Annotated in this window: 17 protein-coding genes and 1 riboswitch; of the genes, 12 read left to right on the top strand and 5 right to left on the bottom strand. The window is 73.6% G+C overall.

Translation table 11 applies throughout. The features are described 5' to 3' along the window. Nucleotides 1–78 precede the first annotated feature (78 nt). The 4 genes from ACOBQU_RS33540 to ACOBQU_RS33525 all read left to right on the top strand — a co-directional run bounded on the left by ACOBQU_RS33540 (nucleotide 79) and on the right by ACOBQU_RS33525 (nucleotide 3,001). Nucleotides 79–708: an ATP-dependent Clp protease proteolytic subunit gene (locus tag ACOBQU_RS33540; RefSeq protein WP_423632415.1), complete on the top strand. Its 630-nt coding sequence runs from the start codon at nucleotides 79–81 to the stop codon at nucleotides 706–708. Between the two features lie 7 nt (nucleotides 709–715). Further along, nucleotides 716–1,018 carry a hypothetical protein gene (locus tag ACOBQU_RS33535; protein ID WP_423632413.1) on the top strand — a complete coding sequence of 101 codons (303 nt, stop codon included), beginning with the start codon at nucleotides 716–718 and terminating at the stop codon, nucleotides 1,016–1,018. A gap of 633 nt (nucleotides 1,019–1,651) precedes the next feature. Beyond that, nucleotides 1,652–1,804: riboswitch (cyclic di-AMP (ydaO/yuaA leader) on the top strand. A gap of 3 nt (nucleotides 1,805–1,807) precedes the next feature. Next, the gene (locus ACOBQU_RS33530) at nucleotides 1,808–2,284 is read left to right on the top strand and encodes a C40 family peptidase (RefSeq protein ID WP_423632411.1); all 477 of its coding nucleotides are present in this window, start codon (nucleotides 1,808–1,810) and stop codon (nucleotides 2,282–2,284) included. Between the two features lie 147 nt (nucleotides 2,285–2,431). Next, a complete protein-coding gene (locus tag ACOBQU_RS33525) occupies nucleotides 2,432–3,001 on the top strand; it encodes a DUF6328 family protein (RefSeq protein WP_423632409.1) in 570 nt (189 codons plus the stop codon). Here ACOBQU_RS33525 and ACOBQU_RS33520 read toward each other — a convergent pair. Then, a complete protein-coding gene (locus ACOBQU_RS33520; RefSeq protein WP_423632407.1) occupies nucleotides 2,998–3,429 on the bottom strand; it encodes an ATP-binding protein in 432 nt (143 codons plus the stop codon). The genes ACOBQU_RS33525 and ACOBQU_RS33520 overlap by 4 nt on opposite strands. Nucleotides 3,430–3,694: 265 nt before the next feature. On the opposite strand from ACOBQU_RS33520, the gene ACOBQU_RS33515 reads away from it, so the two are divergent. Then, nucleotides 3,695–4,555 (top strand): helix-turn-helix domain-containing protein, encoded by an 861-nt coding sequence (locus tag ACOBQU_RS33515; protein WP_423632405.1) that lies wholly within the window; start codon nucleotides 3,695–3,697, stop codon nucleotides 4,553–4,555. A gap of 9 nt (nucleotides 4,556–4,564) precedes the next feature. Then, a complete protein-coding gene (locus ACOBQU_RS33510) occupies nucleotides 4,565–4,786 on the top strand; it encodes a DUF397 domain-containing protein (protein ID WP_423632403.1) in 222 nt (73 codons plus the stop codon). A gap of 52 nt (nucleotides 4,787–4,838) precedes the next feature. On the opposite strand, the gene ACOBQU_RS33505 is transcribed toward ACOBQU_RS33510, so the two are convergent. Further along, nucleotides 4,839–5,981, bottom strand: a complete 1,143-nt coding sequence (locus tag ACOBQU_RS33505; protein ID WP_423632402.1) for an 8-amino-7-oxononanoate synthase — start codon at nucleotides 5,979–5,981, stop codon at nucleotides 4,839–4,841. Between the two features lie 175 nt (nucleotides 5,982–6,156). Between ACOBQU_RS33505 and bioB the strand changes: the two genes are divergently transcribed. The 4 genes from bioB to ACOBQU_RS33485 all read left to right on the top strand — a co-directional run bounded on the left by bioB (nucleotide 6,157) and on the right by ACOBQU_RS33485 (nucleotide 10,163). Further along, nucleotides 6,157–7,353, top strand: a complete 1,197-nt coding sequence (gene bioB, locus ACOBQU_RS33500; protein ID WP_423632400.1) for a biotin synthase BioB — start codon at nucleotides 6,157–6,159, stop codon at nucleotides 7,351–7,353. Continuing rightward, nucleotides 7,346–8,641 (top strand): adenosylmethionine--8-amino-7-oxononanoate transaminase, encoded by a 1,296-nt coding sequence (locus ACOBQU_RS33495; RefSeq protein WP_423632398.1) that lies wholly within the window; start codon nucleotides 7,346–7,348, stop codon nucleotides 8,639–8,641. The genes bioB and ACOBQU_RS33495 overlap by 8 nt, the downstream gene beginning before the upstream one ends. Continuing rightward, nucleotides 8,638–9,333 carry a dethiobiotin synthase gene (gene bioD / locus ACOBQU_RS33490; protein WP_423632396.1) on the top strand — a complete coding sequence of 232 codons (696 nt, stop codon included), beginning with the start codon at nucleotides 8,638–8,640 and terminating at the stop codon, nucleotides 9,331–9,333. Before ACOBQU_RS33495 ends, bioD begins: the two co-directional genes overlap by 4 nt. 164 nt (nucleotides 9,334–9,497) lie before the next feature. Further along, on the top strand, nucleotides 9,498–10,163 hold the full coding sequence (locus tag ACOBQU_RS33485; RefSeq protein ID WP_423632394.1) for a class I SAM-dependent methyltransferase: 666 nt from the start codon (nucleotides 9,498–9,500) through the stop codon (nucleotides 10,161–10,163). Between the two features lie 11 nt (nucleotides 10,164–10,174). Here ACOBQU_RS33485 and ACOBQU_RS33480 read toward each other — a convergent pair whose 3' ends face one another. The 3 genes from ACOBQU_RS33480 to ACOBQU_RS33470 form a co-directional block, all read right to left on the bottom strand. Further along, nucleotides 10,175–10,537: a VOC family protein gene (locus ACOBQU_RS33480; RefSeq protein ID WP_423632392.1), complete on the bottom strand. Its 363-nt coding sequence runs from the start codon at nucleotides 10,535–10,537 to the stop codon at nucleotides 10,175–10,177. Nucleotides 10,538–10,720: 183 nt separating this feature from the next. Next, nucleotides 10,721–11,059, bottom strand: a complete 339-nt coding sequence (locus tag ACOBQU_RS33475) for a fic family toxin-antitoxin system, toxin component (protein ID WP_423634887.1) — start codon at nucleotides 11,057–11,059, stop codon at nucleotides 10,721–10,723. A gap of 36 nt (nucleotides 11,060–11,095) precedes the next feature. Beyond that, nucleotides 11,096–11,323: a toxin-antitoxin system HicB family antitoxin gene (locus tag ACOBQU_RS33470; RefSeq protein WP_423632390.1), complete on the bottom strand. Its 228-nt coding sequence runs from the start codon at nucleotides 11,321–11,323 to the stop codon at nucleotides 11,096–11,098. Between the two features lie 186 nt (nucleotides 11,324–11,509). Between ACOBQU_RS33470 and ACOBQU_RS33465 the strand changes: the two genes are divergently transcribed. Beyond that, complete coding sequence (locus ACOBQU_RS33465) at nucleotides 11,510–12,436, top strand: ATP-binding cassette domain-containing protein (protein ID WP_423632388.1); 927 nt, start codon at nucleotides 11,510–11,512, stop codon at nucleotides 12,434–12,436. Nucleotides 12,437–12,447: 11 nt separating this feature from the next. After that, nucleotides 12,448–15,021 (top strand): ABC transporter permease, encoded by a 2,574-nt coding sequence (locus tag ACOBQU_RS33460; RefSeq protein WP_423632386.1) that lies wholly within the window; start codon nucleotides 12,448–12,450, stop codon nucleotides 15,019–15,021. Nucleotides 15,022–15,117: the final 96 nt, after the last annotated feature.

Genomic DNA, 15,117 nt, shown 5'->3' with positions numbered 1-15,117 from the left:
ACGTCCTGTACATTTTTTACAGAAGGCCGCTCCGCCCGTCCGGAGCGGCGGTTTCCGTGTTCCCTCTGGAGGCATGCCATGTGGCGACCGTCCGCCCGCTCCGTCCTGCCGGAGTTCACCGAGCGCACCAGCTCCGGGGTGCGCACGTTGGATCCGTACTCGAAGCTCCTGGAGGAGCGGATCGTCTTCCTCGGCGCACCGGTGGACGACGTCTCGGCGAACGACGTGATGGCGCAGGTGCTGCACCTCGAATACGCCGCGCCGGACCGGGACATCTCTCTGTACGTCAATTCGCCGGGCGGCTCGTTCAGCGCGACGACGGCGATCTACGACACGCTGCGCTACACGTCCTGCGAGGTGGAGACCGTCTGCCTGGGCCAGGCCGCGGCCGCCGCCGCGGTGCTGCTCGCCGCGGGCACGCCGGGGAAGCGGTCCATCCTGCCGGGCGCCCGGGTGGTCCTCGGGCAGCCGGAGCTGCCCGAGCCGGTGCGGGGGCAGCCGACCGACCTGGAGATCCAGGCCGCCGAGCTGCGGCGGACCCGCGCCCTCCTGGAGGAGATGCTGGTCCGCCACACGGGGCGCAGCCCGGAGCAGGTCGCGGAGGACATCGAGCGCGACACCGTGCTCGACGCGGCGGCAGCGGTGGAGTACGGCCTGGTGGACCGGATCATTCCGAGCCGCAAGGGCACGCGCCCGGACGGAAGGTGAGGCTCCGGTGCTGCCGCCCGAACTGCCGCCGCTGCCCGCGCTCACCCGCGCCGAGGGCGAGCTGATCGACGCCTATCTGTCGGTGGTGGACCTCGTCGGCCGGATCAACCCGGCCCGCGCCGACACCACGTACGGCGGGCTGCGAGCCGCGCAGGCCCTGGTCAGCGGGGCCACACGGCTGCGGGACGCGCTGGCGCTCATGCACCAGCGGGGCGAGAGCGAGGTGCACGCCGAGACGCTGGCGCGGGCCCTGCGCGTCCTCGACGGGGAACGCCGCGCCAAGCGCGTGACGGTGCCACCGGGCCAGTGAATCGGAACCCCACCGACCCGTGACGCTTCCGCGCCCCCCTCGTTAACCCCGCAAGCCCCTCCGCCAGCGCCACGCACCGCACCGCGGGCCCCGCCCCCGGCACCGGACGGACCGGGGATCCGGCCCGCCCGGCGTCGGCGGACGGGCGCGCGGCGTGCCAAACCCGACGCCACCGGGACCCCGCTCCGCGCCGCCCGGAGAGGTGCGCCGGTACCACCGCTCCCTGTGAAGCGCGCCACGGCCGGGGCGCGCCCGCGCCGTCCGCCCGTTGCCGGTCCGGGCGGACGCGGCCCCGCGTCGGGTTACAGCCGGGAACCGACTACACGCAATCCCCTGTCCTGTGTAGTCGAGGGTCGGCAAACAGCACCTCAATAGATGGCCAACTCCCTTACGCGACAGCCGGAATCGGGCCTTCCGTCGCTGATCGGGCAATCACCAGCGAGTGTGACCTGAGACGCATTCGGCCTCTGTCCACCTGAACGGGTCAGTCGTGAGTAGCCTCACATACCGCCGATTCGGCTCGGCTTTTCGGCCTCTCTCGGGTGAAGATCCCTTCCGACGACAAGCCCCCGCCACAGGCGGCGGGGCGGTCCGGGCGGACGCCGAGTCCTGCCGCCGTCCGGATGCCCGGTCGACATCTGTGCACCGGCAGGAGTGGAGGACCCAGCACGGCGGGCCGCCCGGACAACCCGGACGGTCCTTGGGGTGAAGTCGCATGCGCGGCCGGGCATCTTCGCCTGCCCGAACCCGACAGGTCATCCTTCACAGGCGGCTGACGAAGGGTTGCGCATGACTGCGCTCAATCGTGTTCCGTCGCTGCTGACGAGGGCCGGTACGGCCTCGGCTCTGACGCTCGCCGCCGTCGGCGGCACCATCGTCGCCCCCGGGCTCACGTCGAGCGCGGAGGCGGCCACCTCGCACGGGACGAAGGCGCTGAAGGTCGCGGCGTCCAAGAAGGGATCGCCCTACCGCTACGGCGCCGTCGGGCCGAACCGGTTCGACTGCTCGGGACTGACTCTCTACTCGTACAAGCGCGTGGGCAAGAAGCTCCCGCGCACCGCCGCCCAGCAGTACAACAAGACCCGCCATGTGTCCGCCGCCAACCGCACCCACGGCGACCTGGTGTTCTTCCACTCCGGCCGGAACGTCTACCACGTGGGCATATACGCGGGTAAGGGCAGGATCTGGCACGCCCCGAAGACCGGCACCGTGGTGCGGCTCGAGAAGATCTGGACGAAGAACGTCTGGTACGGCAGGGTCCGCTGACCCCGAAGCACGACAGGGCCGACCGGCCCTGAGGGCGGGCGCCCCACCGCGCGGCGGTGGCGGCCCGCCCGGCTCCGGCCCCGGCGGCAACGCGCCGGGGCCCGGCCTGGGGGGCGTGGAGCCGCCCCGCACGGATACTCGTGGACCATGGCCGACCACGATCCCCCGCACTCAGCCCAGGACACCCCCGGCTCCCCGGCGCACAGCCGCGACCAGGCGCGCAGCGGCGACGAGACGCGGAGCCACGACCCCGCGCGGAGCCGCAACGAGACCCCGCTGGAGCGCGCCGACCGCAACTTCTCCGAGCTGCTCCAGGAGCTGAGGGTCACCCAGACCGGCGTACAGATCCTGTTCGCCTTCCTGCTCACGCTCGCCTTCTCGCCGCGGTTCCCCTCGCTCGACAGCGTGCAACGCGCCACGTACATCACCACCCTGCTGCTCGCGGTGGTCTCCGCCGCGCTGTTCACGGCGCCCGCCGCGCTGCACCGCGGGCTCTTCGGGCGCGGCGCGAAGCCGCTCATCGTGCGGGTGTCGTCACGGCTCGCCGCGGTCGGCCTCGGCGTCCTGACGCTCGCGCTCTCCGGGTCGGTGCTGCTCGTCGTCGACGTCGCGTCGAACCGCACGGGCGGTGTGTGCGCGGGCGCGGCCACGCTGCTGGTGTGCGCCGTGCTGTGGGGCGCGCTGCCCCGGGTCCTGGACCGCGACCGAACGAGCTAGCCCTGGACCGGGACCGACCACGGCAAGGTGATCCACACCGTCTTGCCGCCCTCCGGCGTGGGACAGACCGTGAGCCTGCCGCCGCACTCGGCGGTGAGCCAGCGGATGATGACCATCCCCCGGCCGTTGTCCTGCTGGACGGCGGCGGGCAGGCGCTTGGGGAAGCGCGGATGGCTGTCCGTGACGCCGATGCGCAGCCGCTCGTCCCGTTCGAGCCGGAGGTCGACCGTGAACGTGGGCGACAGGCCGAGCGTGTGCTGCACGGCGTTGGTGGCGAGCTCGGAGACGATGAGCCGTACGGTGTCGGCCACGTCCGCGCCTGCGGGCAGGCCCCACTCGGCGAGGACCTCTCCCACGTAGCTACGGGCGGCGGAGACCGAGACCGGATCACTCGGCAGGGTGACTGATGCTTCCTGGTGGTCTGCCATGGCGGTGCCGTCCCTTTCCCGCCGGGACCGGACTCCGACTCGCGGCGGAGGAAACGCGGAAGAACCCTGAGGGCGGTCCCGGAGCTGGTGCTTTGCGCCAGAGTGCCACTCCGAAGGCGGTCACGTGCGGCGATCCACCGAGATGTGCATATATCTGTCGCTCGAAGCGGTGAACTCTGCGACGGCAGACCGTATTTGGGCGCCAGACTGGCGGTTCCCCCACCGTTCCCCACGGTTGGCGCGAAACGTCCGGAAGGAGTCGGACATGCAGTACGGCCCCGCGGTGCGCCGCCGCAAACTCGGCGCGGAATTGCGGGCGCTGCGCACCGGGGCCGGGCTCACCAGTGGCGCCGCGGCCTCACTCGTCGGCTGGCACCAGTCCAAGGTCAGCCGGATCGAGACGGGCCGCAGCGGAGTCAAGGCCGCGGACGTGCGGTTGCTGCTCGAAGCGTACGAGGTGCGCGATCCGCACCTGCGCGAGCTGCTCGTCGCGCTCGCGGGCGGGGACGACGAGGACGGGCGGCACCACTGGTGGCACGCCTACCGGGGCCTGCTGCCGCCCGCGTACCGGGACTTCATCAGCCTGGAGTCGCAGGCCTGCCGGGTGCGTTCGCTGGAGAACGCCGTGGTCCCCGGCCTGCTCCAGACCCCCGAGTACGCCCGCGCGGTGACACGTGCCGCGCTCGGCGGGCTGCCCGACGACCAGGTGGAGGCGCTGGTCCAGGTACGGCTCGCGCGCCAGGACGTGCTGCGCGGCGAACCGCCGCTGGAACTGGGCGTGATCCTCGACGAGGCGGTGCTGCGGCGGCCGGTGGGCGGCCCCGAGGTGCTCGCGGGACAGCTCCGGCGGTTGCTGGAGGCGGCGGAGCTGCCGCACGTCCGGCTCCAAGTGCTGCCGTTCGCGGCCGGTGAGCACATCGGCGTCAGCGGCCCGTTCGTAATTCTCTCCTTTCCGAACATTTCTGATCTGGATGTGGTCGTTCTCGACCATTTGACGAGTAGCCTCTACCTCGAACGGAAAGAAGACCTCAGGGCGTACACCAACGCCTTCAACTCTCTCCAGGGACAGGCGCTTTCCGTTCAGGATTCAATGGACTTCATCGCCGGATTAGGTCACGGCGCGTAAGGAGGCACTATGACTGCACTGCCTCGGTACGTTCCCTCCAGCATGTCTCTCAGGGACGCGCGGTGGCGGCGCAGCAGCCGCAGCACAGGAATGAACAACTGCGTGGAGACGGCCCCGCTCGGCACCGGCCCCTTCGCGGGCCTGCTCGCCGTGCGCGACTCGAAGGACACGGCGGGCCCGGCCGTGCTCTTCTCCCCCGCGTCCTGGAAGGGCTTCGTCGACGCCCTGTGACGAGGCCCTGAGCGGTGCGCCGAACCCCTGACCCCGGTCCGGACGCCCCGCCTCAGGCGTCAGGAGCGGTGCGGCTGATCACACGTACGGCCTCGGCGAGCTGCGCCTCGCCCAGGTCGGCGCGGGCGGTCAGCCGCAACCGCGAGACCCCGTCGGGAACCGACGGCGGACGGAAGCACCCCACCGCGAGACCCGCCTCCCGGCAGTCGGCCGCCCACCGCACCGCCGCGTCCGGCGACGGGGCACGCACCGAGACGACGGCGGCGTCGGGGCGCACCGCCGACAGCCCCTCCCCCACGAGCAGCCCGTGCAGCCGCGCGGCCGCCGCCCGCGCGCGCCGGGCGCGCTCCGGCTCGCGGCGCAGCAGGCGCAGTGCCGCGAGCGCCGCCCCGGCCGCGGCGGGCGCGAGGCCGGTGTCGAAGATGAACGTCCGGGCCGTGTTGACCAGGTGGTCGATGACCCGGGCCGGGCCGAGGACGGCGCCGCCCTGGCTGCCGAGGGACTTCGACAGGGTGACGGTGACGACGGTGTCGGGGGCGCCCGCGAGGCCCGCCGCGTGCGGGGCGCCGCGCCCGCCGTCGCCGAGCACCCCGAGGCCGTGCGCGTCGTCCACGAGCAGGCCCGCGCCGAACTCCCGGCAGGCGGCGGCGAGTGCGGCGAGCGGCGCGGCGTCGCCGTCCACCGAGAACACCGAGTCCGTGACCGCGATCGCGGGCCCGTCGTGGCCGCCGAGCGCCTTGCGCACGGCGTCGGGGTCCGCATGCGCGGCGACCTGCGTCGTGCCGCGCGCCAGGCGGCAGCCGTCGATCAGCGAGGCGTGGTTGCCCGCGTCCGACACGATCAGGGAGCCGTGCGGGGCGAGGGCGGTGACGGCCGCGAGGTTCGCCGCGTACCCGGAGGACAGCACGAGGGCCGCCTCGGCGCCGCAGAAGTCGGCCAGCTCGCGCTCCAGTTCCGCGTGCAGTTCGGTGGTGCCGGTCACCAGGCGGGAGCCGGTCGCCCCGCCGCCCCAGCGGCGGGCGGCGGCGGCCGCGCCCTCGGTCACCTCGGGGTGGCGGGCGAGGCCCAGGTAGTCGTTGCCCGCGAGGTCGAGCAGGGCGGTTTCGGCCGGGCGCGGGCGCAGGGTCCGTACCAGGCCCGCCCGCTCGCGCGCCCGGGCCCGCTCGTCGATCCAGTCGAACGGCGCGCTCGCCATGGGCCCTCCAGGTCGTCGTCCGGACGGGTCGTCCGGGTACGGCGTTTGTAGACAGTGCACAGACCCTAGCCGTCGCGCCACTGGGTCATGGTGTGGCGATACCCACACCTCTCCTGGCTTCTGTTGTGGGGTTTCTCCATGGTCAGAAGGACGGGCGTACGCGAGGATCGGCGCCATGGATCTGCTCAACACGCTGGTGGACAAGGGGCTTCGGCGCGAGCCGCCGACCCGTGACGAGGCGCTGGCCGTGCTCGCGACCTCCGACGACGACCTGCTCGACGTGGTGGCGGCGGCCGGAAAGGTGCGGCGCCACTGGTTCGGTCGGCGGGTGAAGCTCAACTACCTGGTCAACCTGAAGTCCGGGCTGTGCCCCGAGGACTGCTCGTACTGCTCGCAGCGGCTCGGCGCCGACACCGGCATCCTGAAGTACACCTGGCTGAAGCCCGACGAGGCGTCCAAGGCCGCGGCGGCCGGGCTCGCGGGCGGCGCCAAGCGGGTCTGCCTGGTGGCGAGCGGGCGCGGCCCGACGGACCGGGACGTCGACCGGGTCTCCGAGACCATCAAGACGATCAAGGAGCAGAACGAGGGCGTCGAGGTGTGCGCCTGCCTCGGCCTGCTCTCCGACGGGCAGGCGGAGCGGCTGCGCGGCGCGGGCGCGGACGCCTACAACCACAACCTCAACACCTCCGAGGCGACGTACGGCGCCATCACCAGGACCCACACCTACGCCGACCGGGTCGACACCGTGCGCAAGGCGCACGCCGCCGGTCTGTCCGCCTGCTCGGGCCTGATCGCGGGCATGGGCGAGACGGACGCGGACCTGGTCGACGTGGTGTTCGCGCTGCGGGAGCTGGACGCGGACTCCGTGCCGGTGAACTTCCTCATCCCCTTCGAGGGCACCCCGCTGGCCAAGGAGTGGCATCTGACGCCGCAGCGCTGCCTGCGGATCCTCGCCATGGTCCGGTTCGTCTGCCCGGACATCGAGGTGCGCATCGCGGGCGGCCGCGAGCTGCATCTGCGCACGCTCCAGCCGCTGGCCCTGCACCTCGCCAACTCGATCTTCCTCGGCGACTACCTCACCAGCGAGGGCCAGGCGGGCAAGGCGGACCTGGAGATGATCGCGGACGCCGGTTTCGAGGTGGAGACCGCGGACCAGGTGACGCTGCCGGAGCACCGGCGCGGCGGCGGCTGCGGTTCCGTGTGCGGCTCGGAAGGCGGCGCGGAGCAGGGCGCGGAGGGCGCGGAGGGCTCGGAGGGCGGCGCCGAGAAGGCCGCCGAGCCGCCCGCGCGCACGGAGCCGTCCGAGGCGCGGACGGACCTGGTGGCGCTGCGCCGCCGGGGCGCGGGAACGGACCTGGCGCCCAATGCCTGACGTCAAGGAGATCCTCGCCCTGGACCGGGCGCACGTCTGGCACCCCTACGGCCCCATGCCCGGACGGCAGGAGCCGCTGGTCGTGGAGTCGGCGAGCGGGGTGCGGCTGCGCGTGGCGGGCGTCGGCGAGCTGGTCGACGGCATGTCGTCGTGGTGGTCGGCGATCCACGGCTACAACCACCCGGTCCTCAACGCCGCGGCGCGCGACCAGCTGGACCGCATGAGCCACGTGATGTTCGGCGGTCTCACGCACGAGCCCGCCGTGCGCCTGGCGAAGCGGCTCGTCGACCTGACGCCCGAGGGCCTGGAGCACGTCTTCCTCGCCGACTCCGGCTCGGTGTCGGTCGAGGTCGCCCTCAAGATGTGCCTCCAGTACTGGCGCTCCCTCGGCCGCCCCGAGAAGCGGCGGATGCTGACCTGGCGCGGCGGCTACCACGGGGACACCTGGCAGCCGATGGCGGTGTGCGACCCGCAGGGCGGCATGCACTCCCTGTGGCAGGGCGTGCTGCCCCAGCAGGTCTTCGCCGACCTGCCGCCCGCGGGCTTCGACGCGTACGACGCCGCGTACGCGGAGCATCTGCACGACATGATCGGCAGGCACGCGCACGAACTCGCGGGCGTCATCGTGGAGCCGGTGGTGCAGGGCGCGGGCGGCATGCGCGTGCACTCGCCGCGCTATCTGCGGGCGCTGCGCGAGGCGTGCGACGCGCACGACGTTCTGCTGGTGTTCGACGAGATCGCGACGGGCTTCGGCCGTACGGGCGCGCTGTTCGCCGCGGACCACGCGGGTGTGACGCCCGATGTGATGTGCCTCGGCAAGTCCCTGACCGGCGGCTATCTGACGATGGCGGCCACGCTGTGCACCCCGCGGGTCGCCGACGGCATCGCGCGCGGCGAGGTGCCGGTGCTCGCGCACGGCCCCACGTTCATGGGCAACCCCCTGGCCGCGGCCGTGGCGGGCGCCTCCATCGACCTGCTGCTCGGCCAGGACTGGCAGACCGAGGTCAAGCGGATCGGGACGGGCCTCACCGCCGCGCTCGCCCCGGCCGCGGAGCTGCCGTACGTCCGTGACGTACGGGTCCTGGGGGCGCTCGGCGTCGTGCAGCTCGACCACCAGGTCGACATGGCGGCGGCGACGGCGGCCGCGGTGCGGGCGGGCGTGTGGCTGCGCCCGTTCCGCGACCTCATCTACACGATGCCGCCCTACGTCACCGGGGACGAGGACGTCGCCGCCATCGGGCGCGCGGTGTGCGCGGCGGCGCGGGCCAGCGGGGAGGCGCGGGCATGAGCGTGCTTGTGGTGTCCGGCACGGGCACGGAGATCGGCAAGACGGTGACGACGGCGGCCGTCGCGGCGGTGGCGCTCGCCGCCGGGCGCAGCGTGGCCGTCCTGAAGCCCGCGCAGACCGGGGTCGCTCCCGGGGAGCCGGGGGACGTCGACGAGGTGGTGCGGCTCGCGGGCGACCGGGTGACCGCGGTCGAGCTGGCCCGCTACCCCGAGCCGCTGGCGCCCTCCACGGCCGCCCGGCGGGCCGGGCTGCCCGCCGTCTCGCCCGCCGAGGTCGCCGAGACGGCCCAGAAGCTGGCCGCCTCGCACGACCTGGTCCTGGTGGAGGGCGCCGGGGGGCTCCTCGTCCGCTTCGACGAGGCCGGGTCGACGCTCGCGGACGCGGCGCGGCTCCTTGAGGCGCCGGTGCTGGTCGTGGCCGCGGCCGGGCTGGGGACGCTCAACGCCACCGCGTTGACGGGTGAGGCACTGCGGGCGCGGGGCCTTCGGCAGCTCGGGGTGGTGATCGGGCGGTGGCCCGCGGTGCCGGATCTGGCGTCGCGGTGCAATGCCCTGGAGTTCGCGGAGGTGGCGGGGGCGCCGTTGCTGGGCGCGGTGCCCGACGGGGCGGGCGTTCTGGGCGGGGGCGAGTTCCGGGCTCGGGCCGGGGGCTGGCTCGGGGTGGAGCTCGGGGGGACGTGGGTTCTCCCCTGACCCGCCCCTTCCCGAAACCAGGGGGCTCGGCCCCCTGGCACCCCGGTTCATCGCCGCTGCGCGGCTCGCCCTCAATCGCCGGACGGGCTCGGTGGGCCGATTGCGGGGGCTCTCGGGAGGGGAAGAATGAGCCACCGCCAACCCTCCGTAGGAGGTGCCGTGTCATGCCTACCGCCAAGCCGTCGGGGCGAGCCGCCGTGCACCACCCCGTCTTCGCCCGCGCGTACGCCCGCTTCAGCGTGGGCGCGGAACCCCGGATCGGCCCCTTCCGCAGGCAGCTGCTGCGCGGCGTGAGCGGCAGGGTGATCGAGGTCGGCGCGGGGAACGGGCTCAACTTCGCGCACTATCCGAGCGCCGTGGCCGAGGTGGTGGCGATCGAACCGGAGCGCGTGCTGCGCCAGCTGGCCGTGTCGGCCGCGCTGCGCTCCGACGTGCCGGTCGACGTGGTGCCGGGCGCCGCGGAGGCGTTGCCGGTGAAGAGCGAGGCCTTCGACGTGGCGGTGGTCTCGCTCGTGCTGTGCAGCGTACGGGACGTGCCGAGGGCGCTCGCGGAGCTGCGGCGCGTGCTGCGGCCGGGCGGCGAGCTGCGGTTCTTCGAGCACGGCCGGGCGCCGGGGCCCGCGATGACGACGGCGCAGCGGGCCCTGGACCGCACGGTGTGGCCGCTGCTGTTCGGCAACTGCCACGTCGCCCGGGACACCGTGGGCGCGCTGCGCGCCGCCGGGTTCACGCTGGGCCCGTACCGCCGGGTCCTCGTCCCCGAGAAGGGCCCGCGGCTGCCGACGTCGTACTGCGTGCTCGGGACGGCGTGGCGCCCCGCCGAGGACTGAGCCCCTGGACGTCAGAGGGCCTGCACCAGGTTGACCGCGTTGCCGTCCGGGTCCTCGACGTGGGCGACCCGCTCGCCCCAGGGCATGTCGTTGGCGGGGCCGCGCACATGCCCGCCCAGGTCCCGTACGCGCTGGAGCAGGCTGTCCACGTCGTCGACCCGGAAGCTGAGCAGCGAGCGCTGGGGCGCGTCCAGGGGTGCCTTCTCGTCGGCGACGAGGCCCAGCTCCGAGTCGTTGACGCGCAGGCCGACGAAGAACACCGGGCCCTCCTCGGGGACGCGGGCGATCTGCTCGGCGCCGAACATCTGGGCGTAGAAGGCCTGGAGCCGGATCACGTCCGGGGTGATGAGCATGGGCTGGATGGTGGCGGACATCGGGTGCCTCCCGGCGGTCGTGGTCAGTCGTGGGTCAGGTGGGGCCAGGCGTGGCGGCTTCCCCGCTCCCCTGGCTTTCCTGGCTTTGCTGGTGGTGACCGGTGCCGGGTCCGGAACTCATCGCCGGACTCTCATCTTCCGCCAGATTCCGCTGACCTTCGCCGCGGGGTCAGCCGACCGGCCTCAGCGGCTCCACTGGCGCAGTTCCCGCGCTATCTCCCGTACGGTCGCCCCGTCCTCCTTCACCAGGCGGGCGAGGTCTCGGACCTGCTCGGGCGAGGTGACGACCTTCACGCCGCTGGCCACCAGATAGGCGTACGCGACGGACACGGCGAACAGCGCGTTCGAGCGCTCCAGGGCGGGCAGGTGCAGCAGGGTCTGGAGCAGGGCGGCGGCGCGGTCGTGCGGGCCCTCGTACACGGGGACGTCGAAGATCTCCGCCTGGTGCCGGGCGACGGCGGCGACCAGCGCGCCCCAGTCGGTGACGGACGGGTCTCCCGGCGTCCTGCGCTCGGCGATCATCAGGAGCCAGGCGAGGTCGATGCGCAGGTTCAACGGTCAGCGACGACCTTCGCGGCCCGCGCCGAACTCCTCGGCGAAGACGGACTCGTACTGGGTCATGAAGTCGGCGGCGGCCTCCACGAACGTCTGGCCCGGCTCGCCGACGTCCTGCTTGACCAGTTCCTCGATGTACCGGTTCACACTGATGCCGCGGGCCAGGGCGCGCTCCCGGGCGGCTCGGGCGGTGTGCTCGTCCACCCGGACGTTCAGCTGCGTCTTCGCCATGCCCTCAAGCTAGCGCCGCCGCGCTAGCGGTCACAAGGGGCCGGACCGTGGTGGGTGCACGCGTCCCCGGCCCCGCCGCGCGCGGGGTACCAGGCGCCCCGGGGCACCCCCTAGGCTCTCAACTCAGCGGTGCGCCACGACCGTTGTGCCCACGCGCGCAGCACGGCCACGACCCGGGAGGCGGCCTTGTCGACACCTGTCCCGACGCCGAGCGCGGAGTTCGCCGAGCCCGCCGGAACCGCCGCCCGCGCCCGCGGCCTGACCAAGGCCTACGGCTCGGGCGAGACCTCCGTGATCGCCCTCGACTCCGTCGACGTGGACATCGCGCGGCAGCGGTTCACGGCCGTGATGGGGCCCTCCGGCTCGGGCAAGTCCACCCTGATGCACACGCTCGCCGGGCTCGACACCGTCTCGGCAGGTCAGGTGTGGCTCGGCGACACCGAGATCACCGGCCTGAAGGACCGGGAGCTGACGCGGCTGCGACGGGACCGGGTGGGCTTCGTGTTCCAGTCGTTCAACCTGATCCCGACGCTCACCGCGCGTGAGAACATCACGCTGCCCATGGACATCGCGGGCAAGGGGCCCGACCCCGAGTGGCTGGACCACGTCATCGACGCGCTCGGCCTGCGCGACCGGCTGCGCCACCGGCCCGCGCAGCTGTCCGGCGGACAGCAGCAGCGGGTGGCCTGCGCGCGGGCGCTCGCCTCGCGCCCCGAGCTGATCTTCGCCGACGAGCCGACCGGCAACCTCGACTCGCGCGCGGGGCTCGAAGTCCTCGGGTTCCTGCGCGAGGCTGTGGACGCGCTCGGCCAGACGGTGGTGATGGTGACGCACGACCCGGGCGCGGCCGCCCACGCCGACCTGGTGCTCTTCCTCGCGGACGGGCGGATCGTGGACGAGATGGCGCGGCCGACGGCGGAGTCGGTCCTGGAGCGGCTGAAGCGGTTCGACGTGCTGCCCGGGGTGCCCCAGGACGGCGCCGGACCACCGCATGCCGGGTCACCCCACGCCGGACCTCCCCAGGCCGGACCGCCCAAGGACACCGGGCCCGGCCCCGGCGAGAGCCCCGGCTCCGGCGAGGGCTCCCCCGGCCCCGCCCTCCACCAGGACTGAGGGCGGCCGCCGTGTTCAAGGCCACGCTCCGCAGCTTCCTCGCGCACAAGGGCAGGCTGGCCCTGTCCGCGCTCGCCGTGATCCTGTCGGTGGCGTTCGTGGCGGGCAGCCTGATCTTCTCCGACACCGTCAACCGCACCTTCGACCGGCTGTTCGCCTCCACGGCCGCCGACGTCGTCGTGGCGCCGAAGGACGACGGCCTCGACGACGACCAGTCGCTGCCGTCCGGGCGCACCCCGACGCTCCCGGCCGACCTCGCGCGGCGCGTCGAGGCGGTCGACGGCGTCGCCGCCGCGCACGTCGACGCGTCCGTGGAGAACGTGACGGTCGTCGACCGCGACAACGACGCGGTGGGCCCGACGAGCGGCGCTCCCACGGTCGCCGCCAACTGGTACCGCACCGACCGCAGCCCGGTGGAGCTGACCGAGGGGCGGCAGCCGCGCGGCCCGGGCGAGGCGATGCTCGACGCGGACACCGCCGACCGGAAGGGCGTGGAGATCGGCGACCCGCTCACGGTCATCGCCGCGCCCGGCTCGTTCAAGGTGCGGGTCGTCGGGATCGTCACGTTCACCACCACCAACCCCGGCGCCGCGCTCGTCTTCCTGGACACCCCGACCGCCCAGGCCGGGCTGCTCGGCGACCGGGACGCGGCGACGGGCATCTCCCTGGACGCGGCGCCCGGCGTGAGCGACGCCGAGCTGAAGCGGCGCGTCGCCGCCGAGCTGGGCACGGCGTACGACCTGAAGACCGCCGACGAGCAGGCCGAGTCCGCCGCCGACGAGCTGGGCGGGTTCCTCGACGTCATCAAGTACGTGATGCTCGGCTTCGCCGGGGTCGCCGTGCTCGTCGGCGTCTTCCTGATCGTCAACACCTTCTCCATGCTCATCGCGCAGCGCACCCGCGAACTGGGCCTGCTGCGCGCGCTCGGCGCCGACCGCAGGCAGGTGCGCCGCTCGGTGCTGATCGAGGCGGTCCTCCTCGGCCTGGTCGGCTCCACCCTGGGCCTGGCCACGGGGATCGGGCTCGCGGCCGGGCTCATCGAGCTGATGGGCCTGCTCGGCATGAACCTGAAGTCCACCGAGATGGTGCTGGGCTGGCCGACTCCGGTGGCCAGTTACGTCGTCGGGGTCGGCGTCACGTTCGTCGCGGCGTACCTCCCGGCGCGCCGGGCCGCCCAGGTCTCGCCGATGGCGGCGCTCGCGGACGCCGAAGTGGCCGGTGTGGGGCGGCCGTTGCGGGCCCGCGCGGCCGTGGGCGCCGTGGTCGCGGGGGCCGGTGCCGCGGCCCTGGTGGCCTGCGCGTCCGCGTCCAGCACCCAGGCGGCGGCCTCGGCGCTCGGGCTCGGCGTGGTGCTCACGCTGATCGCCACGGTGGTCGCGGGCCCGCTCCTGGTGCGCCCGGTCATCCGGGTCCTCGGCGGTGCCTTCCCGGCCGTCTTCGGCTCCGTGGGCCGTATGAGCCAGCGCAACGCGCTGCGCAACCCGCGCCGCACGGGGGCCACGGCGGCCGCCCTGATGGTGGGGCTGGCCCTGGTGGGCGGCCTGTCGGTGGCGAGCGCGTCCATGACCGAGTCGTTCGACGAGCAGATCGACCGGACGCTCGGCGCCGACTTCGTCGTGGCGAGCAACAGCTTCCAGGCGTTCCCCGGCGAGGTGTACGAGAAGGTGCGGGCCACCGACGGCGTCGGGGTCGTGGTGCGCCAGCGCTCCACCCGGCTCTCGGTGCGCCTGCCCGACGGCGAACGGGACGCGGCGACCGCGCTCGGCTACGAGCGGCGCCTCGACGACGTCGTCAACACCACGTACGCCCAGGGCGGTTCGGCGCGCGCGCTGGCTCCGGGGAACCTCGCGATGGACGAGGAGTACGCCAAGGAGCACGGCGTGCGCGTCGGTTCGGTGCTGCCCGTGCGGTTCCCGCGCGGGCGGACGGCACAGCTGACGGTCACCGCGCTCACCGACCAGGAGGGCGCGACGGGGCCCGGCCTCGAGGGCGGCCTGTTCATGGGCCTGGGCACGCTGGAGAAGTACGCGCCCGGCGGCCAGGACTCCGCCGTGTACGTCAACGCGGCCCCGGGCACGGGCGCGGACGCCCTGCGGGACCGCCTGGAGCGGGCCCTCGATCCGTATCCGCAGGTCCAGGTGAACGACAAGGCCGGGTACAAGAAGCTGATCCGCGAGCAGATCGCCGTCCTGCTCTACCTGGTGTACGCGCTGCTCGGCCTCGCGATCGTCATCGCGGTGCTCGGCGTGGTCAACACCCTCGCCCTGTCGGTCGTGGAGCGCACCCGGGAGGTCGGACTGCTGCGCGCCATCGGGCTCGCGCGGCGGCAGCTGCGGCGGATGATCCGGCTTGAGTCGGTGGTGATCGCGGTGTTCGGCGCGGTGCTGGGGCTCGCGCTCGGCCTGGTGTGGGGCGTGTCGATGCAGCAGGTCCTCCAGTTGCAGGGCCTGACGGCGTTCGCGGTGCCCTGGTCGACGGTCGTGACGGTGGTGGTCGGCTCGGTGGTGGTGGGGATCGTGGCGGCGCTGCTGCCCGCGCTGCGGGCGTCGCGCATGAACGTCCTGGAGGCCATCGCCCACGAGTGAGCGCCGGGACCCGGCGGATCTCCCGCTGGCCCGGGCGCTCCGGCGGGTGAGGGACTCGGGCGCGAAGACCCCGTCCGTCCCTTGCACCCCGTCCGC

The sequence above is a fragment of the Streptomyces sp. G45 genome (genome assembly GCF_049542095.1).
Lineage (GTDB): Bacteria > Actinomycetota > Actinomycetes > Streptomycetales > Streptomycetaceae > Streptomyces.
The sequence above is the reverse complement of the archived record's forward strand: the minus strand, read 5'-3'. Positions and strand labels throughout refer to the sequence as shown.

Bases quoted from the DNA above. Each gene is read 5' to 3' on its own strand.
- ACOBQU_RS33540 (WP_423632415.1), top strand. From the start codon at position 79: ATGTGGCGACCGTCCGCCCGCTCCGTCCTGCCGGAGTTCACCGAGCGC.
- ACOBQU_RS33530 (WP_423632411.1), top strand. From the start codon at position 1,808: ATGACTGCGCTCAATCGTGTTCCGTCGCTGCTGACGAGGGCCGGTACG.
- ACOBQU_RS33525 (WP_423632409.1), top strand. From the start codon at position 2,432: ATGGCCGACCACGATCCCCCGCACTCAGCCCAGGACACCCCCGGCTCC.
- ACOBQU_RS33520 (WP_423632407.1), bottom strand. From the start codon at position 3,429: ATGGCAGACCACCAGGAAGCATCAGTCACCCTGCCGAGTGATCCGGTC.
- ACOBQU_RS33515 (WP_423632405.1), top strand. From the start codon at position 3,695: ATGCAGTACGGCCCCGCGGTGCGCCGCCGCAAACTCGGCGCGGAATTG.
- ACOBQU_RS33510 (WP_423632403.1), top strand. From the start codon at position 4,565: ATGACTGCACTGCCTCGGTACGTTCCCTCCAGCATGTCTCTCAGGGAC.
- ACOBQU_RS33505 (WP_423632402.1), bottom strand. From the start codon at position 5,981: ATGGCGAGCGCGCCGTTCGACTGGATCGACGAGCGGGCCCGGGCGCGC.
- bioB (WP_423632400.1), top strand. From the start codon at position 6,157: ATGGATCTGCTCAACACGCTGGTGGACAAGGGGCTTCGGCGCGAGCCG.
- ACOBQU_RS33495 (WP_423632398.1), top strand. From the start codon at position 7,346: ATGCCTGACGTCAAGGAGATCCTCGCCCTGGACCGGGCGCACGTCTGG.
- bioD (WP_423632396.1), top strand. From the start codon at position 8,638: ATGAGCGTGCTTGTGGTGTCCGGCACGGGCACGGAGATCGGCAAGACG.
- ACOBQU_RS33485 (WP_423632394.1), top strand. From the start codon at position 9,498: ATGCCTACCGCCAAGCCGTCGGGGCGAGCCGCCGTGCACCACCCCGTC.
- ACOBQU_RS33480 (WP_423632392.1), bottom strand. From the start codon at position 10,537: ATGTCCGCCACCATCCAGCCCATGCTCATCACCCCGGACGTGATCCGG.
- ACOBQU_RS33475 (WP_423634887.1), bottom strand. From the start codon at position 11,059: ATGATCGCCGAGCGCAGGACGCCGGGAGACCCGTCCGTCACCGACTGG.
- ACOBQU_RS33470 (WP_423632390.1), bottom strand. From the start codon at position 11,323: ATGGCGAAGACGCAGCTGAACGTCCGGGTGGACGAGCACACCGCCCGA.